The 17340-nt window shown below is 36.8% G+C and carries 19 protein-coding genes; 6 read left to right on the forward strand and 13 right to left on the reverse strand.

Translation table 11 applies throughout. From position 1 onward, the window contains the following. Positions 1–7: 7 nt before the first annotated feature. Together BK580_RS14680 and BK580_RS14685 are read right to left on the reverse strand one after the other, a co-directional pair. Positions 8–241 carry a hypothetical protein gene (locus BK580_RS14680; RefSeq protein WP_078381065.1) on the reverse strand — a complete coding sequence of 78 codons (234 nt, stop codon included), beginning with the start codon at positions 239–241 and terminating at the stop codon, positions 8–10. 178 nt (positions 242–419) lie between these two features. Beyond that, positions 420–1085, reverse strand: a complete 666-nt coding sequence (locus BK580_RS14685) for a potassium channel family protein (RefSeq protein ID WP_268877393.1) — start codon at positions 1083–1085, stop codon at positions 420–422. A 175-nt stretch (positions 1086–1260) separates the two neighbouring features. On the opposite strand from BK580_RS14685, the gene BK580_RS14690 reads away from it, so the two are divergent. Next, the gene (locus tag BK580_RS14690) at positions 1261–1716 is read left to right on the forward strand and encodes a helix-turn-helix transcriptional regulator (protein WP_078381067.1); all 456 of its coding nucleotides are present in this window, start codon (positions 1261–1263) and stop codon (positions 1714–1716) included. Positions 1717–1859: 143 nt separating this feature from the next. On the opposite strand, the gene BK580_RS14695 is transcribed toward BK580_RS14690, so the two are convergent. From BK580_RS14695 to BK580_RS14710, 4 genes are all read right to left on the reverse strand, one after another. Then, the gene (locus BK580_RS14695) at positions 1860–2339 is read right to left on the reverse strand and encodes a GNAT family N-acetyltransferase (protein WP_235864050.1); all 480 of its coding nucleotides are present in this window, start codon (positions 2337–2339) and stop codon (positions 1860–1862) included. Between the two features lie 13 nt (positions 2340–2352). After that, a complete protein-coding gene (locus BK580_RS14700; RefSeq protein WP_078381068.1) occupies positions 2353–3291 on the reverse strand; it encodes a DMT family transporter in 939 nt (312 codons plus the stop codon). 104 nt (positions 3292–3395) lie between these two features. Next, the gene (locus BK580_RS14705) at positions 3396–5219 is read right to left on the reverse strand and encodes an ABC transporter ATP-binding protein (protein WP_078382784.1); all 1824 of its coding nucleotides are present in this window, start codon (positions 5217–5219) and stop codon (positions 3396–3398) included. Between the two features lie 40 nt (positions 5220–5259). Next, positions 5260–7014 carry an ABC transporter ATP-binding protein gene (locus tag BK580_RS14710; protein WP_078381069.1) on the reverse strand — a complete coding sequence of 585 codons (1755 nt, stop codon included), beginning with the start codon at positions 7012–7014 and terminating at the stop codon, positions 5260–5262. Between the two features lie 344 nt (positions 7015–7358). Between BK580_RS14710 and BK580_RS23645 the strand changes: the two genes are divergently transcribed. Then, positions 7359–7523, forward strand: a complete 165-nt coding sequence (locus BK580_RS23645) for a hypothetical protein (RefSeq protein ID WP_169865023.1) — start codon at positions 7359–7361, stop codon at positions 7521–7523. A 293-nt stretch (positions 7524–7816) separates the two neighbouring features. Here BK580_RS23645 and BK580_RS14715 read toward each other — a convergent pair whose 3' ends face one another. Next, on the reverse strand, positions 7817–8266 hold the full coding sequence (locus BK580_RS14715) for a redoxin domain-containing protein (protein WP_078381070.1): 450 nt from the start codon (positions 8264–8266) through the stop codon (positions 7817–7819). Positions 8267–8359: 93 nt separating this feature from the next. Continuing rightward, the gene (locus tag BK580_RS14720; protein ID WP_078381071.1) at positions 8360–8902 is read right to left on the reverse strand and encodes a peroxiredoxin; all 543 of its coding nucleotides are present in this window, start codon (positions 8900–8902) and stop codon (positions 8360–8362) included. Between the two features lie 439 nt (positions 8903–9341). Here BK580_RS14720 and BK580_RS14725 point away from each other — a divergent pair, with 439 nt between their 5' ends. Both BK580_RS14725 and BK580_RS14730 read left to right on the forward strand, forming a co-directional pair. After that, entirely contained in the window at positions 9342–10181 is an 840-nt protein-coding gene (locus BK580_RS14725; protein WP_078382785.1) for a mechanosensitive ion channel family protein, read from the forward strand. Positions 10182–10275: 94 nt separating this feature from the next. Continuing rightward, positions 10276–10686 (forward strand): RDD family protein, encoded by a 411-nt coding sequence (locus tag BK580_RS14730; protein WP_235864051.1) that lies wholly within the window; start codon positions 10276–10278, stop codon positions 10684–10686. Positions 10687–10905: 219 nt separating this feature from the next. Here BK580_RS14730 and BK580_RS14735 read toward each other — a convergent pair whose 3' ends face one another. From BK580_RS14735 to BK580_RS14750, 4 genes are all read right to left on the reverse strand, one after another. Further along, positions 10906–11151, reverse strand: a complete 246-nt coding sequence (locus tag BK580_RS14735; protein WP_078381073.1) for a YkuS family protein — start codon at positions 11149–11151, stop codon at positions 10906–10908. Positions 11152–11221: 70 nt separating this feature from the next. After that, entirely contained in the window at positions 11222–12355 is a 1134-nt protein-coding gene (locus BK580_RS14740; RefSeq protein WP_078381074.1) for an N-acetyldiaminopimelate deacetylase, read from the reverse strand. 210 nt (positions 12356–12565) lie between these two features. Next, positions 12566–13276, reverse strand: a complete 711-nt coding sequence (dapD, locus tag BK580_RS14745) for a 2,3,4,5-tetrahydropyridine-2,6-dicarboxylate N-acetyltransferase (protein WP_078381075.1) — start codon at positions 13274–13276, stop codon at positions 12566–12568. Positions 13277–13425: 149 nt separating this feature from the next. Next, entirely contained in the window at positions 13426–14313 is an 888-nt protein-coding gene (locus tag BK580_RS14750; protein ID WP_078381076.1) for a transcriptional regulator CcpC, read from the reverse strand. Positions 14314–14434: 121 nt separating this feature from the next. Between BK580_RS14750 and BK580_RS14755 the strand changes: the two genes are divergently transcribed. Together BK580_RS14755 and BK580_RS14760 are read left to right on the forward strand one after the other, a co-directional pair. Then, positions 14435–15175 carry a sulfite exporter TauE/SafE family protein gene (locus BK580_RS14755; RefSeq protein ID WP_078381077.1) on the forward strand — a complete coding sequence of 247 codons (741 nt, stop codon included), beginning with the start codon at positions 14435–14437 and terminating at the stop codon, positions 15173–15175. A 13-nt stretch (positions 15176–15188) separates the two neighbouring features. Further along, positions 15189–15557 (forward strand): VOC family protein, encoded by a 369-nt coding sequence (locus BK580_RS14760; protein WP_078381078.1) that lies wholly within the window; start codon positions 15189–15191, stop codon positions 15555–15557. Between the two features lie 52 nt (positions 15558–15609). On the opposite strand, the gene BK580_RS14765 is transcribed toward BK580_RS14760, so the two are convergent. Continuing rightward, a complete protein-coding gene (locus tag BK580_RS14765; RefSeq protein WP_078381079.1) occupies positions 15610–17118 on the reverse strand; it encodes an MDR family MFS transporter in 1509 nt (502 codons plus the stop codon). Positions 17119–17340 lie beyond the last annotated feature (222 nt).

The raw sequence follows: 17340 nt of genomic DNA on the forward strand, positions 1-17340 counted from the left end.
GCTTTATTTAATCTATTCGAAAAGCTACCTGTTCTTTCTCAACTACATGAAGGATAGCCCCTTCTACCATCGCCCTATTTTCATTTATTAAGAAGCCAGTAATGATAAGTATCAACCCCATTAATACTGAATAAACTGCTGTCTTGTTATCCCTTTGTGAAAAGAAAAATAAGAGCCCCATCACTATCAAGCCTATTCCAATTAAGTAAAGTATCAAAACAATATAAAGTATAATTCCCATACAAACCTGCTCCTCCTGCTTTTTGCGCCTTACATTATCTATACTAACTATTAAGGTTCTTTAGCACTTTTAAAGTAAGCAGCACAGAAGCAATTCTTTCCTACATTAAGAACGAACAGGAGTAAACAAAAAAATAAAAACTAGCTAGAGTTAGTAACTCGCTAGTTTATGCTTTGCTTTATTCTTCTACTAGTTTTTTTTCAAATCGATTAATATCTCGATCAGCACCAATGACAATTAAAATATCTCCTTGCCTAATTCTTTCGGTTGCCTGAGGCGAGACAATGATATCCTTCCCACGCTTTATTGCAACAATATTAATTCCGTATTTGGCACGAATATCCAAATCAATTAGTGTATAACCACCCAATCGCCTACTTGCTACAATTTCCACTATACTATGTTCATCCGACAATTCTAAGTAATCCAGCACATTATTAGAAACAATGTTATGTGCAATCCTTCTTCCCATATCACGCTCTGGATGAACAACCTGATCAGCTCCTATACGAATAAGGACTTTTTCATGATAGTCATTTGTTGCTTTTACGGTAATATGTTGCACACCTAACTCTTTAAGAATAAGTGTCGTTAATATACTAGCTTGGATGTTATCCCCAATAGCAACAATCACATGATCAAAATTTCTAATACCGATGCTTTTTAATACCGCTTCATCTGTTGTGTCACCTACAACCGCATGAGAAGCAATATTTGCAAATTCATTCACTTTATCTTCATCTGTATCAATAGCTAAAACTTCTACTCCTTCTTCACTTAACGCTTTAACCATACTTCCACCAAAACGCCCTAAGCCGATAACTGCAAATTCTTTTCTTTTCAACGACTTTTCCTCCAATAACAACATCTCTCATTTCATTCATTGTATCACAAATGCAACATTTCGTTGATTCGAACATCCTTCAGAAAAAAGTTAATTATCTTCTTGAAAACCGCTCAAATAAAGTGTAAAATTACACAATAAAGCACTTTTTATTCTGAAGGAGATTTTAATTCTTATGATTCAAGAAGAAATAATTCAGATAGTCTCTAACAAACTAAAATTAATAAGGATAGAAAACGAGTACACACAAGAAAAAATGGCTGAGATCCTAGGAGTATCAAAAAAAACCTTAGTACAAATTGAAAAAGGTAGAAATGATGCAAGTTGGACGCTTGTCGTTGCTACGTGCGCCCTCTTTAGGGAAAGCGATACATTAACTTCTATTCTGGGAGAAGATCCATTAGAAGTAATTGAAACAATTGCTCATGAGCGGATAAACATGCAACCGGATAAAACATTCGGTGGAAAAATATGGTGGAAGGAAGTTGCTAAGTCAACATCCTATCGTCTACAACAAAATGTAATTAGTCAGCATTACCGCATTTTAGATGATGAAAATTATCGATGGTTCAGTTCATTTAGTAAAGAGGAAGCCGAACAACGTCTTAAAGAATTAGAGCACAACAAATAAGGAGGGTTCTGACAATGAATACGTTAGCGATAATAGCTATCTTGTTTCCAGTTTTTCTTATGGTTTGCTACTTAACTGAGTATTTGGAATTTGGCAAGTAAAGATTTATTTATAAAGGTAGGTTTAATTTTTAAGTAGTACTGTTAATTTTCACCTACCTTTTTCACCATCGTCATAAACGATACTGAGTTATGTTGAAATTCCACTCCTTTTTCAAATCCCATTTTCGAATACAAATGTATGGCTCTTTTATTAAATGTTGCAACAGTTAGTCGCACAGGTGTACTTTCATATTCCTCTTCAACATACTTAAGAACAAAAGAGAAAAATTCAGTTCCCCTTCCGCTACCGGTTATATCAGGTTTCATTCCGAGACCGATATCACACCAAGCCTCCTTATAAGCATTGACACGATCTCCTGCCGGGACTTGTGCCGCTTGTCCCAAACAAAAGAAACCTATAACTTCACCGTTGCTTACTACCACCAAATAAGGATTGTCTAACATTTCATGCAACGCTTCTTCCGTACACTCGTTATTATAAAAATCATATGGCGGTTCATAACGCCATTGCAAAATTTCTTCAGCACACTTCTTGGTCATTTTTTGAATCGATAGAATCAAAAAGCTTCCCCCCTTACATTTTTTTAGAGAGATAGCTGTACATTAGCATCCCAATGATAATAATCACTAAGCCGACAATAGCCAAAGCGCTTGGTAGTAGGCTAGATAGCAACAATACCTCCCCAATTAACACAAAAATAACTTGTGTTGATTGCGTAGCTTCTACAGAGGCAAGCTTACCATGGTTATCTCTCACTCTATCTGTCGCTAGAAAAAATAATGTCGTTGCTATTACCCCAGAACAAATTGCGACAATTAACGTTTGAAGAACTTGACCAGAAGAAGGCGCACCCACTTCTATCAATCCCATCACAGCTACAATTAGCCAAAACGGAATGGTAGCTAAAGTCATCCCAAGTACTCGCTGAAATGTATCTAATCTACCGCCACAAAGTTCCATCATTTTTCGATTACCTAAAGGATAAGCAAATGCGGCAATTACTACAGGTGCTACCCCCATAATTAATTCAGACATTGTGATAGTTTGGGCCTTTTGCCATTGAATAAGCACGACCCCGAGAAAGATAAGCATTGATATTGCTAGTGCTTTTAAAGGTATTTTCTGTCTAATTCTTTCTATTCCAACTTCTGTTTGAATCGTTTGATAAAAAAGTGGTCCTAATAAAATTCCTGCAATGATCGTAAGCTGCCACGTACCCGCTACCAGCCAACCTGGACCGGATGCAGCAGCGTAGGTGATTGGACCATAAAATAATACAAAGCCAACAAAGCTCCAGCATACCCAAGCGATCGGATGTCTTCTCATTTCTACAAATACTTGACCTGAATTTTGACGAAATAAAACAATAATAAATAGAAAAGGAACCATGAAAAAAAAGCGGAGAGAAGAACTCCATAACCAGCTTCCTCCTGCTAGTTCCATCGAACGATTTAGAATAAACGTGACCGCGAAAAAAAGGGAAGCCAGGATACCAAGAATAATTTCTTTCACTTATTAACACCACCAGACTTAATAGCACAATGAATTTTATTTTATCCTATTTTGCTTACAAACGGAGGCACCGGTTTAAAAGACCGGTGCCTCCAATAATTATTTTACCCAACGTCCTTCATGGTATATTGTGCTTTTACAAGGTGATAGTAAATACCTTTATGGTCCATCAGTTCTTCATGATTACCTTGTTCCATAATGTTACCATGATCCAAAACAATAATATTATCTGCTTCTCTAATAGTAGATAAGCGGTGAGCAATGATAATAGCTGTTCTATTCTTTAAAAGCTTCTTTAAAGCGGATTGTATTTGTACTTCTGTTTCTGTATCAATACTTGCCGTTGCTTCATCAAGAATAATTATACGCGGATCTGCTAACAGTGCTCTGGCGAAAGAAATTAATTGCCTCTCCCCTACTGATAGGACATTCCCTCGCTCTTCAACTTCTGTTTCGTAGCCATTCTTCAACTTCTCGATAAAATTATTCGCCCCCACAGCCTCTGCAGCTGCTTTTACTTCCTCATCTGTTGCTGTCGGTCTCCCAAAGCGAATATTATCATTAATAGTCCCCGAGAAAATAAACGTATCTTGTAAGACCACACTAATTTGCGATCGCAAGCTCTGCAAGGACACATCTCGAATATGATGGCCATCAATCTTTACGGTTCCACCAGTAGCATCGTAGAAACGAGAGATTAAGTTCGCAATAGTCGTTTTTCCAGAACCAGTATGACCAACTAGCGCTACTGTTTGACCAGCTTCCATTTTAAGCGATATTTTATTAAGTGCAGTACGTTTGCTGTCATAAGAGAATTCCACATCCTCAAACTCAATTTCGCCTCGTACATCCTCTAGTTTAAATGCTTGATCTTTTTCATCGACAATTGGTTTCTCATCAAGAAATTCGAAGATACGCTCAGAAGATGCCATCCCTACTAGGAGCATATTATAAAGCTGACCTAATCTTGAAATTGGCTCCCAGAACATCCCTAAATAAAAGGCAAAGGAAATGAATACACCAACGGTAAGTGTGCTAGTTCCACCTTGCATACTTGACTGAATCAAGATAGCACCAAACCAAATTAGTATAGCGGTTCCAATGGCATTCGTCATTTCAACAAATGGTCGGAATATCGCATTTTGCTGCGTTGCATTCCTCCATGATTCAAAGTTTTCCGTATTAATGCGATCGAAAAACGACATATTTTCTCTTTCTTGTGTGAATGACTGCGTGACACGTACCCCTTGAATACTTTCATTTAAATGTGAGTTCAGCATGGATTGCTTTATTCGAACATCCTGCCATGCTCTTCTAATTCTTCTACGCAAGCTAGTAGATATAAAGAACATAATTGGCAGAATAACTAAAATGGCCGTCGCAAGCTCTGGACTCAATACAAAGAGAATGATGACAATACCGAATAATAGTATAAAGTCCATCAAGAGGTTTATAACTCCATTGGTAAACAATTCTTGCAAGGAATTTATATCATTCATAATACGTACTAGGATAGATCCTGCTGAACGTTGATCGAAGAAACGATGTGATAAACCTTGTACATGGGTAAATAAATGCTTTCTCAAGTCATAAATAACATTTTGTCCAAGCATGTTCATCCACCTTATTCGTAACGCATTTGCTACGTACGAAATAAGATAGAGGACGGTAATCAGGACGGCTAACTTCGTTAAAAGATCCATGTCTCTATTAGCAATTGCACCATCATACAAGTATTTACCAATGATGATTGGAATAGCTAAACGAACAGCTGTTGCAACCAACATCGTAATAATAGCAAGTGGTAATAATGTCTTGGAATATGGTTTCATATAAGCAAACAATCGCCACATCTGCTGCCAATTGAATGGCTTTTCGATTGCTTGGTCTGTTGAGTAGTAAAAACGCTTTTTAACATTATCATTCATTTCTGTTTTTTGCTTCTTGCTCACACTGTTTCACCTTCTTTCAATTTGTCTGAGCTTCTAAGACAGTTTTTTGGTCTTTATATTGAATGTCATATATTCTGCGATAAGGTCCCTGATTCAGAATTAATTGTTCGTGTGTACCGCGCTCTGCTACTTTTCCTTCGTCTAGTACGATGATCTCATCTGCATGCTTTAAAGAGGAGATACGGTGCGCAATAATAAATGTTGTACGACCAGACATTGCATTCTTTAACTCTTTCTGAATATTGAATTCTGTTTGCATATCTACAGCACTTGTTGCATCGTCTAATACTAAAATGCTCGGATCTAGTATTAACGCACGGGCAATAGCGATCCGTTGCTTCTGTCCACCAGATAGACCCATTCCTCGTTCACCTAACATGGTGTCATAACCATCTGGTAGTTCCATTATAAATTCATGTGCTTGAGCCATCTTAGCTGCACGAATAATCTCATCCATGGAAGCATTCGGTCTACCATAGGCTATATTTGACTTAATGGTGGAGGAGAACAAGAAAGATTCTTGAAGAACAAAACCAATTTGATTTCTTAAAGAATGTAAGGTGTACTTGTTTACTTCCTGACCATCTACTAAAATACGCCCAGACTGCGGCTCATAAAATCTTGTAATTAACTGCGTGATACTTGTTTTTCCTGAGCCAGTCGCACCGATTAAACCGATTAATTTCCCAGGTGTAGCATCAAACGAAATATTTTGAAGGGCTGATTTATCTTCATTCGGGTAACGGAATGATACATTCTGAAAAGAAACATAGCCTTTCATTTTTGCAATATCCTTTGCATCAGGGAGATCTTGAATATCTTCTTCTGCTTCTAAAATTTCTAATAATCTCTCTCCAGAAGCCTTCGCTTGCGAAAATTGGTTAATAACAAATCCTAAATTGGCAATTGGCCATACAATATACCAAACAAGACTAAAGAAAGCGACTAAAGCCCCTCCACTCATATCTCCATTTATAACCAAGTATCCACCGAATCCTAATAATCCGACTACACAGGCATTGCCGATAAACTCCATTAGCGGAAAATATTTAGCCCAAATATTCGCCGTATTAATGTATTTATCTTTGTAATCAATGTTAGAATTATTAAATTTACCGATTTGGTGAGCTTCACGAGATAAAGATTTTACCGTATTGATTCCACTGATGTTTTCTTGAACATTCGTGTTTAATTTTCCGAATGACTTTCTGATTCCTCGGAAAGCAGGGTGAACTCTTTTATCGAAGCGGTATGTTACAAACGCTAGAAATGGCATCGCTAACAATGTTACAAACGTTAATGCAACAGAATAGTAAAACATTAATCCTAACGTAATCGTGACCAATAGTGCGAAACGAATTAGCTCGGCAAATCCGTAAGATAAGAAAAAGCGAAACCCTTCCACATCGGCCGTTAGCCTAGACATTAAGTCGCCTGTCTTCGCATTATCGTAATAGCGAAACGGTAGAAATTGTAGTTTTTCATACAATTCATTACGGAGGCGATAAACAGACTTGATCCCAAACAAGTCGCCTAAATACTGATTATAATAAGTAAATACCCCTTTTAATGTCATAATCCCAACAAAGCCAAGCGCTATATATGGTACATACTGGAATTGTTGTTTAAGCATAACTTCATCGATCGTAATTTGCAGAATCACTGGGTAGATGACGGTTATGACCGTAACAAGTAATAAAAATAGTAACGAAATATAGAAACTTTTACGATACGGCCAATAAAACTGCTTTAATTTCTTAAATGTCTCCACATGTTTCCCCTCCCTTGTTTATTCATGCTGGAAAATATAAGATAGTATCTAATATATCGAGTTTCGAAATATTTTTCCAGTCTTTTTTTCAAAAATTTAAACTATTTATATTATTATTTTATACATAATGAAAATACTTGTAAGCAACACGAAGTCTGATGTTAACTACTACTTTAGATGGAGATAGTTCTCGTCTTGAATTTGCATTATAAAATCAGTGGCTAATCGCTCTCTAAAGTTAGAGGTGAAAAATCCTTAGGTTTGAGTTATTAAAGGCGAAATGAATAACTTTACACTATATGTGCCTTGGACTTGTCTTAATACAAGGTAAAGGAGGCATTTTTTTGAGTTTCTATTATTATCGTTTTTTAGGAGCGGTTACTGAATTAGAATTCGGTGGGTGGGTGGGTGGTCCATATACACATTGGCACCAACTTTATAATGGAAACGGAAGGAACATTAAGGCTAAATTAGATGTAAGGGATATTTTCTTCGTATTAGTTAAATAGAATTGGAGATTTGTTAGGTAAATCTTCGCATCTGTTAAAATCAACGCGATATCCAACCTAGTATGAGTTGTTTAGCTATGTATTTTTCATTTTCACTTAATTCGAGTCCCTTTTTTCATAAAAAAGGCAATTTCAAGTGATTTTTTTGGCTATTTTCTGCCTCCTGCTTGTTTCCAGTTCACTAAACTCTCAAGAAGCGAAACGTGGCAGATAGACACAAACCAAACAAAAAAAGAAAAAAACCAAAAGTAAGGATCCACACATACTTAAGGTTTCATTCAATCTTTAAAACATTATTTTTCATTTTCTCCTAAAACACGATTTACACGTTTTTCTAACATTTTCATTCCACTTCCGCCTGCTTGGAAGTGACGAAGATTCCCTTCTGCATCGAATACATAATATGCAGGGACATATTGATTTTCAAAAGCATTTGTTAACGCATGATCATTATCGACAAAAATAGGTTGTGAGATGTCATGCTCGCTTGCAACTTTTTTGATTTCTTCCATATTTAGGTCATCTTCAGAACGTGGCATATGAACAGCGACTACGTTCAGTTTATCCTTGTAATTATCGCGGAATTCGTTTACTTGCGGCATTGCTTCTTTACAAAGGTGACAACTAATGGACCAGAAATGAATAAGGGTCGGCTTTTCACCAATCAATTCCGCTTTTGATACTTCTCCATTCAACCATTCAGTAGCACCAGAAAGTTCCGGCATAGGTGAGCGTAGTTTCATTGTTTTGGCCTCCAATATGTAATTTATTTAGCATTAAAACAAAAGGCAAGAAAAGGCCTAACAATAGTTAGACCTAATCATTTGCAGATAGAATTATAATGTAGCTTGTCCAGGCTTCCAGTTAGCTGGGCAAAGTCCACCAGTTTGTAATGCTTGAAGTACACGTAGAGTTTCTTCTACATCACGACCAATGTTGTTATGGAAAACTGTTTGGTATTGTAATTCGCCTTCTGGGCTGATGATGTAAAGACCACGAAGAGCAATACCTTCGTCTTCGATTAGGACACCATAGTCACGAGATACAACGTGGTTTGTGTCAGCTGCTAATGGATATTTTAATTCGCCAAGACCATTGCTTTTACGGTCTGTGTTAATCCAAGCTAAGTGAGTATGGATTGTATCAGTAGATACACCAATGATTTCTGCGTCTAAGTCTTCAAACTCGTCATAACGATCAGACATTGCAGTGATTTCAGTTGGGCAAACGAACGTGAAATCCATTGGATAAAAGAATAGAACCGTCCACTTATCGTTTTTCATGTTCTCTTCTAAACTTACTTTTCCAAATTCTTTATTTGGTAATACAGCATCCATTTCAAAACGTGGAGCTTGTTTACCTACCATGCGTTCTGCCATTAAAAATCCCTCCAAAATAATATTTATTGAGAATATAGCTTGTACATTCTCAATTACTTTTTTATCAACAGTATCAATTATAAAACACACACAAATTTTAGTCAATGTTAAATGATAATTAATTTAAAATAGGACTAATTAAAAACTATTTCTTTTTTTACCCTTAATTGTTATACCCTATTTCATTTCAAAATACACAGACCTTTTCTTAGCTAAATAACTGGCAATTATTTCACATATATATTTTAACATTCTTTGATGAAGGAACAAAATAATTAGCACTCCCTTTTTGATATGGTAAGAAAGTATAATAGCCGTAAGCTGAACGAGGAGCTTGCACTTTTGTTCTTTCCGTATTGTTTGGTTTTATTGAGCTAATCCTATATAATGCCTTACTATAGGTCTTTTTATATTTTTGAGAGGAGATTTTGGATTAATGATGAATTTTGGTTTTTTTGATTTCAATTTTTATGCAATCTTATTAGCTATCGGAAGTATACTTCTAGAGTTAATCGTGATAATTGTTGTTTATTCCATTGTAAAATCAATTGGTAATAAAGTAATTACTCGAGTATTCTCACGAGCTATTGAGAGACAAGGAATTTCGTTAGGAAGAGCAAAAACACTAGAGAAATTAACAGTCAATGCTTTTACATATGTTTTAACATTCCTTTTAATTGTTATGGTGTTAGAAAATGTCTTTGGTGTTCAGACAACAGCTATCTTAGCAGGAGCTGGGGTTGTTGGATTAGCAATTGGGTTTGGAGCTCAAGGGTTAGTAAGTGATGTCGTTACTGGATTTTTTCTTCTATTAGAAAAACAAGTGGATGTAGATGATTATGTTACAACTGCTGGGTTCTCCGGAATTGTCGAAGAAGTTGGATTACGAACCACTAAAATTCGTGACTTTGATGGTTCCCTACACTATGTACCTAATCGAGAAATTTCTAAGCTATCCAATCATTCTCGCGGAAACATGCTTGCTCTTGTGGATATCGGGGTCACCTATGATAAAGATATCGATGAGGCTGTAGAAGTTATGCAAAGAGCTTGTGATGAGTTAGCTGAACAAGAGGAAACCATTAAAGAGGGACCAAATGTCGTAGCTGTTCAAGGACTTGGGGCTTCTAAAGTAATAAGGATAATTGCGAAAACAGAAAATATGCAGCAACGGGCAGTAGAGCGAAAAATACGCAAGGCAATTAACGCAGCATTAGAGGCGAACGGAATCAACATTCCATTCCTAGACCAAATAAAACTCGAGAATAATGTAGAGTAACAGAAACAAGAGGCTTAGAAAATTTCTAAGCCTCTTTATATTTTTGTTGTAAATGGAAGTATAAGCTAATACCATATTAATGGGGGTGAAAAGATTGAGTAATGAATATGGAGGACTCGGAAGACGCTTCGTTGCTTTATTAATTGATGGCTTGATTGTTACCATTGGGTTATTTATTATCCTCTTTATCCTTGGTATAGAGCTTTCAGACGCACAAAGCAACTCATTAAATACGACCATCAGTAATATTTATATGTGGTTAATACCGACCATTTGGACCGGTTATACTATTGGTAAAAAAGCTTTAAATATTAAAATAGAAAAACTGGATGGTAGTGATGTAACACTCTGGACGATGTTTTTAAGGCAAATTATTGGTTCAATTGTTTACGCCCTTTCCTTTGGTATCCTCTTTATCGTGAGTGTCTTTATGGTAATCATCCGAGAAGACAAGCGGGCTATCCATGATTTTATCGCTGGAACTTGTGTTGTAAAAACAAAATAACGAAAAGCTGTTTTCGCATACTTTGTTGCTTTTCGTAAATAGAATCAACCCGTCATTATTGTTGCAATCGTGCTCTTTTCCATTATGTAATCGAGAGCCTTCTTCTATTTTCTAAGCAAAATGACGGTAAAAAGTCCAAATGCCGACTTTTCACCAGCTTAAAGCAACAATCTTTATGAAAAGAGCCTAACGAAAAGAAGAGCCCAACAACGGCTCTTCTTATTGGTTAATTTTGCTCTCAACTTGTTGACATACTTCATCTGCAGATAAGCCATGTGCTGCTATGACAGACCCCGCTGTTACACTATTCGAAATCCCCATTACATTGTTGTCAATTCCCGTTACTACACAGCAGTCGCAACCTTTAGCATCGTCCTCGTTATTTAGTTGAACCACATCATATCCTTTTTGTTGTAACGCTTCTTGAACAGCAGTTAAGGATTGCTCTACACCTATTTTTGGCATAATTGGTCCACCTCCTCCTTCTTAATTTGGCTATCTTTCAGAAAATTATTCTAGGAGGCAGAAGAAATCCTTATTCATTTCCTTTTTTCGTCATATATCCTATTAACATATTAATAGCAACGCCAATCGCGTCTTCATTTGGATTAAGTTTGGAATGATGCAACCCATATGGCGATTCAACGCCAAGCCAAAACATAAAACCAGGGATATTTTGAATCATATATCCGTAGTCTTCACCAGTCATAGCATGTTTACATTCGATTAGATTTACCATTGTGTTTTCCTTTACAAAATTCATAAACTCTTGTGTTAACTCCACGTCATTATCTACTTGATGATACATACATCCATAATCAATCTTAGCCTCACAACTGTAGCCGACCTCTACACCTTTTACAAGGGCTTCTATGCGTTCTTTTACCTTCTGCATACTCTCGACAGATAAAGTTCGAATTGTGCCTTCAAGCCTTGCACGTTCAGCGATAATATTTTGAACGGTCCCCCCAGTAATTTTCCCAATCGTGATTACTGCACTATCTAGTGGATCCACATTTCGAGAAATAATGGTTTGCAATTGTGAAACTAGTGAACAAGCAGCTATAACCATGTCATTTGTTTGATGTGGATAGGCTGCATGTCCACCTTTTCCTTTTAAATCAACAAAAAGTTCGGAAGTGTTTGCAAATAGTAAACCTGGCTTCGTTGCAATAGTGCCAACTGGATATTCTGGTGCGATATGCAATGCTATAATCAAGTCTGGCTTCCATTGGTTAAAAATGTCCGATTGTATCATTGGAAGTGCACCACCTGGGCCTTCTTCTGCTGGCTGAAACATAAATAGAATATGATCTTTAGGTGGCTGTAGCGAAAAGTGAGTCAACACACCTAACGCAATACTCATATGCATATCATGGCCACAAGCATGCATCAATCCTTCATGTAAAGAGTGAAAAGGAAGGTCCGTTTCCTCTGTAATCGGCAGACCATCAATATCTGTACGGTAACCAATTGTTTTTGTAGGGTTTGTCCCTTTAATTCGCACAAATAAACCTGTTTCCCATTTCTTAACTTCCATATTTTCTGGTGGAAGACTGTTTAAGTATTGAAGTAAGTAGCTTTGTGTTTTCCGTTCTTGGAACCCTTTTTCCGGTATTTGATGAAGATCTCGACGTATTCGGATAAAGGGATTTATTACATTACTCATGGTACTCCTACTTTCTAAAAGGCTGTTTTCGCATACATTATTGCTTTTCGTACTGAACCCTGATACTTGTATTTCTTGTGCATACGAGCTCTTTTCGCTTGTTTATTTTTCTTGTATTTCTAAATGTAAGTTTACAAATCGATAGAAAAGAGCCTTCTAAAAAGAAGGTGTGGATACGTTCTAATCCACACCTTCTTTGAATTTCTTCTATTAAAGCTGACGAAGCTCTTGTTTGATTTCAGTTTTTGATTTGGTTTTCTCGTCAATATCTTTGATTTTACGAGCCGGAGTTCCTGCAACTACTGTATATGGTGCTACATCGTCAATAACAATGGCACCAGCTGCAACTACTGCTCCTTTTCCAACTGTAACACCTTCTAATACCACCGCATTAGCGCCAATTACAACATCATCTTCTACAATAACAGGCTTAGCAGAAGGTGGTTCAATTACACCTGCGAGGACGGTCCCTGCTCCAATGTGACAATTTTTCCCGACCGTTGCACGACCACCAAGTACCACGTTCATATCGATCATAGTACCTTCACCTATAACTGCCCCGATATTAATAGAAGCACCCATCATAATAATCGCATTATCGCCAATTTCTACTTGATCACGAATAATAGCACCTGGTTCAATACGTGCTTTAATTCCTTTAAGGTCTAGCAATGGAATGGCAGAATTACGACGATCATTTTCAACTACATAATCCTCAATCTTTGCTTCGTTCTCTGTAAGTGCTGCTGCAATTTCAGTCCACTCACCAAACACAACGCCACTGTTACCAGTTATAAAGGTTTTAGAAGAAGCACCAAAGTTAACAGCTTCTAAATCACCTTTCACATATACTTTTACTGGAGTAGATTTTGTACTATTTTGAATAAAAGAGATAATTTCGTTTGCATCCATCATTTTCATTATGTATTCCTCCTAAAGCAAAGTTGTCTTCATCCCTTTACTCTATCAAACAAGAAAAAGGGTGACAAGTAAAATGTAACATATTTAAAATGGTAGCACCCAGATATTTAGATAATTCTGATTCCACAATAAGGATTCACTATTAAATTCTAGCTACCTTTATTTCTACCCGGAGCGCATTCATTTAGCACTTCTAAAAAAGCTTCTACTTGTTTTAGTCGAAAAGCAGATTCATATCCAATTAGCCATGTATCCCGATGCAAGTTAAAGTCTGCCTTACGTGTAAGTGGAATTTTATTTATATGATCGTATTCTTCTTGCAAAGTAATAGAAGGAAGTATAGCATAACCAATTCCGTTTAATGCCATCTGTTTACACGTTTCAATTTGATCAACAACAATAGTCCTTTTCGGAGGCGTTTGAAATTCCTTATGCCACCAAACCTGAATCTCTTGATAATAGGTAGAATCGCTTTTAAATTGAATAAAGGGGCGTTCTGTATGTTGAAGTTCTTCTAATTCCTTAATTTCAGTATCCACCACATATAAATCATCACTCAGTAAATGCTTTTTGACACCTTTCCATTCTGGATTCCCTCGAATGATGCCTATATGAACTTCATCTTCATATAGACTTTTAACGATGTCACTACTCCAACCCGTGATTAAGGACACTTTTGCATTTGGATACCTTTGTATGTATTTCTTTAAAACTTTCGGCAGCCAATACTGACCAATAATCGTCGCAACTGCTATCTTTAATGTTCCATATACTTCTTTATCGAGGGAGAAGATTTCTTCCCTCACCTTTGCATCCTTTGCAATTACCTCATCCGCAAATTCTACTATTTTTTCACCAGCAGGAGTAATTAGTAAGCCTTTTTGAGTACGAATAAAAATCTTGGTATTCCATATCTTTTCGATGCTTTGAAGACGCTGTGATAATGCCGGCTGAGAAACAAATAAGCGTTCAGCTGCCTTTCTCATATTTTTTTCTTTTGCTAAAACAGAAAGAATGTGGAATTCTGATGAATTCATAACGACACCCTCAATATAAGTTTTTCTTATATTATATCTTAATTTATTTGATATTTCATTATGACTTTCCCAGACATACAATGAAATAGAATAGTCAACTTATTTGAGGGTGGAGATACTCATGGAAAATTCTTTTTTTTTGCTTATATTGATAGGATTTGTCGCTACATTTGTTGGAACGTTAGGGGGTGGTGGTGGACTCATTAACCTTCCTGCCATGCTTCTTCTTGGAATTCCAATTCATTCTGCTATTGCTGCTAATAAGTTTTCCAATACATTTAGTTCTTTCAGTAGCTTTTATTTATTATGGAAACGCAAAGAAGTAAACTTAAAATTAGGACTATCATTGGTACCATTTACTCTACTTGGTGGCCTTATGGGAGCTTTATTTGCTTCATTTTTATCAGAGGGGATTCTCTTAAGAATTGCGCTTTGTCTATTAATTTTTGCAACTGCTCTGAATATAAGAAAGTCTCGGAAAAAAGAAAATCTTGGAGGACAGCCACCTAAGAAACTTTTTCTTCCAACTTATGTTTTTATCGGTGCATTTGACGGGTTGTTCGGCCCCGGTCAAGCCACACTTCTTATGCATTCTTTCTTAAATGCAGGATATACTTTTCTGACAAGTATTGGGCTTACACGACTTCTAACACTTTCAAGTTGTTTTATTTCTTTTACTGTTTATTTTGCAATGGGCCTTTTTGATTGGCGAGTAGGTGTTTTACTTGGAATCGGATCATTTTTAGGTGCACAAGCAGCTGTTAGATTGGCGCCAAAATTATCGCATCTACCATGGAAAAAAATATTAGCTGGATTTTCCATTTTTTTAATAGGCTATTTGATAATAAAAATTTTCGTGTAAAGGACTGATTAGTATGAAAATAAAAATAAACCGACTTAATCATGTTCAATTATGTATTCCAGTTGGCGCAGAAAATAAGGCTAGGGAGTTTTATTCTCAACTGCTAGGCTTAACCGAAATACCTAAGCCAGTATCATTACAAGCCAATGGTGGATTATGGTACGAAGTTGGTGATATTGAACTTCATATTGGGGTCGAGAATATGAACGGAGAAAAAAGCAAACGACACCCTGCATTTGAAGTCGAAAATCTAATAGAAGTGAAACAATTTCTACATTCCAAAAAAGTCATCATGAAAGAAGAAATCCCTATCCCAAACGTAGAACGTTTTAGTTTTTTCGACCCCTTTGGTAATCGTATTGAATTTCTTCAAAAAACATGAATAAAGCATCTGTTTCCTTTTTATGGAGACAGATGCTTTATTTTTATTCGTGTTATTCTTTTTTAGGGAGGAGTAAGATTAAGAAAAAACTGATGACAGCAATGACTCCAACTACTAAATACACAGACTGCAAGGCCGATGTTAATCCATCCTGTAGAAGTATTCGCATAGAATCGGATAATTGATTTCTTTGTGCCTCGTTCAATAATAGAGTTGTCGAATCGAGGGAAAACTCCTCACTAACCCCATTATTCTTCAAGTGTTGTTGGATGCGTGAATTCAAGATACCTCCTAATAACGCCGCTCCAATGGTACTACCTAATGTTCTCATAAACATGTTTGATGCAGTAGCTACTCCTCGCTTTTGCCACGGAACCGTGCTTTGAATCGAAACAATAAAGGAAGTGGTCGAAAACCCCATCCCAACCCCAATCATAAAGGAACCAAACGCCGCCCATACCGGGCCGTCATCAGGGCTTAATGTCATAAAAATGATACTTCCCAATACAAGTGCAACTCCACCAATTATTGAAGTCGTCCTAAATCCAATTTTCAATAAAAGACGACCCGCAATCATAGCAGCGATTGGCCAACCTATCGACATAGTTGTCAAGGTAAACCCTGCAACAATAGGCGGTCTTTCCATCACACCTTGTACGAAAGCTGGCAAAAAGCTTGAAATACCAATTAACATCATTCCAGTTGTTAATGAGGTTGTGTTTGCGATTAGTATGGAGCGCTCTTTCCAAATGTCAAATGGCATCATCGGATCGACCGCTCTTCTCTCTTGGAAGATAAAGAGAATAAACGTAATTACTGCTAGGGCACTAATTCCTAAGATTTGAGGAGAAAACCATGGCCAACGAACTCCACCTTCTACCAACACATACATAAAACTACTAACAGAAATGAATAGTAATCCAGCTCCTGCATAATCAATGGAATGTTTTTTCTTTTCTACTCCTTCATGCAAGAAGAGAAATAACCCGATTATTGCTAAAATACCGAGTGGAATGTTCACCCAGAAAACAAAACGCCAGCTGACATATTGAACTAATAGCCCTCCAATAGCAGGACCTAATATTGCCGAGATTCCCCATACACTTGATAAATAGCCTTGAATCTTTGCTCTTTCTTCTTTCGTATACATATCTCCAACAATTGTGGAAGCAATCGGCATAACCGCACCTGCACCAAAGCCTTGTATAAACCGAAAGAAGATAAGCATTTCAATGGACTCTGCCATACCACAAAGAATAGAGCCAATTAAGAACACAACTATACCAAAAGTTAAAATCGGTTTTCTCCCAAAAAGGTCAGAAAGCTTCCCATAAATTAAAACGGTAACAGCATTCATTAATAAATAAGAAGAAAAAACCCAGCTATATAATGAAAAACCACCTAAATCTGCCGCAATAGCAGGCATGGCAGTGGATACAATAGTTGCTTCCACTGCAGCCATAAACATCGCGAGCATTATTGCTGCTAACACAAAAGGACGTTTAGTCTTTTTCTTCTGATCTTGTCCAAGTATTACTCTCTCTTTAACCGCAGTTCCCATACCATTCCCCTTCTTTCTAACATAATGCATCCTTCCCAAAAAACTATTTCGTGCCTCTACTTAAATTGTACCGTGTATCTACTTCCTTGGCTACCAAAGTTCAACTGTTCCTTTTATCATCTTTTACTCTTATTATTTGTTGGCTCTGTTAAACATCGCTGTGGATTTCCCACGAAGCTTCACTTTCCGGGGCGCTTGTCGAGCCAGACACCAACAGGAATT

It is taken from the genome of Sutcliffiella halmapala (genome assembly GCF_002019665.1).
Taxonomy (GTDB): domain Bacteria; phylum Bacillota; class Bacilli; order Bacillales; family Bacillaceae_I; genus Sutcliffiella_A; species Sutcliffiella_A halmapala.

Excerpts from the sequence above, each read along its gene's own strand:
- BK580_RS14680 (WP_078381065.1), bottom strand. The coding sequence starts at position 241 with ATGGGAATTATACTTTATATTGTTTTGATACTTTACTTAATTGGAATA.
- BK580_RS14690 (WP_078381067.1), top strand. The coding sequence starts at position 1,261 with ATGATTCAAGAAGAAATAATTCAGATAGTCTCTAACAAACTAAAATTA.
- BK580_RS14705 (WP_078382784.1), bottom strand. The coding sequence starts at position 5,219 with ATGAATGATAATGTTAAAAAGCGTTTTTACTACTCAACAGACCAAGCA.
- BK580_RS14715 (WP_078381070.1), bottom strand. The coding sequence starts at position 8,266 with ATGAAACTACGCTCACCTATGCCGGAACTTTCTGGTGCTACTGAATGG.
- BK580_RS14720 (WP_078381071.1), bottom strand. The coding sequence starts at position 8,902 with ATGGCAGAACGCATGGTAGGTAAACAAGCTCCACGTTTTGAAATGGAT.
- BK580_RS14725 (WP_078382785.1), top strand. The coding sequence starts at position 9,342 with ATGAATTTTGGTTTTTTTGATTTCAATTTTTATGCAATCTTATTAGCT.
- BK580_RS14735 (WP_078381073.1), bottom strand. The coding sequence starts at position 11,151 with ATGCCAAAAATAGGTGTAGAGCAATCCTTAACTGCTGTTCAAGAAGCG.
- BK580_RS14740 (WP_078381074.1), bottom strand. The coding sequence starts at position 12,355 with ATGAGTAATGTAATAAATCCCTTTATCCGAATACGTCGAGATCTTCAT.
- dapD (WP_078381075.1), bottom strand. The coding sequence starts at position 13,276 with ATGAAAATGATGGATGCAAACGAAATTATCTCTTTTATTCAAAATAGT.
- BK580_RS14750 (WP_078381076.1), bottom strand. The coding sequence starts at position 14,313 with ATGAATTCATCAGAATTCCACATTCTTTCTGTTTTAGCAAAAGAAAAA.
- BK580_RS14755 (WP_078381077.1), top strand. The coding sequence starts at position 14,435 with ATGGAAAATTCTTTTTTTTTGCTTATATTGATAGGATTTGTCGCTACA.
- BK580_RS14760 (WP_078381078.1), top strand. The coding sequence starts at position 15,189 with ATGAAAATAAAAATAAACCGACTTAATCATGTTCAATTATGTATTCCA.
- BK580_RS14765 (WP_078381079.1), bottom strand. The coding sequence starts at position 17,118 with ATGGGAACTGCGGTTAAAGAGAGAGTAATACTTGGACAAGATCAGAAG.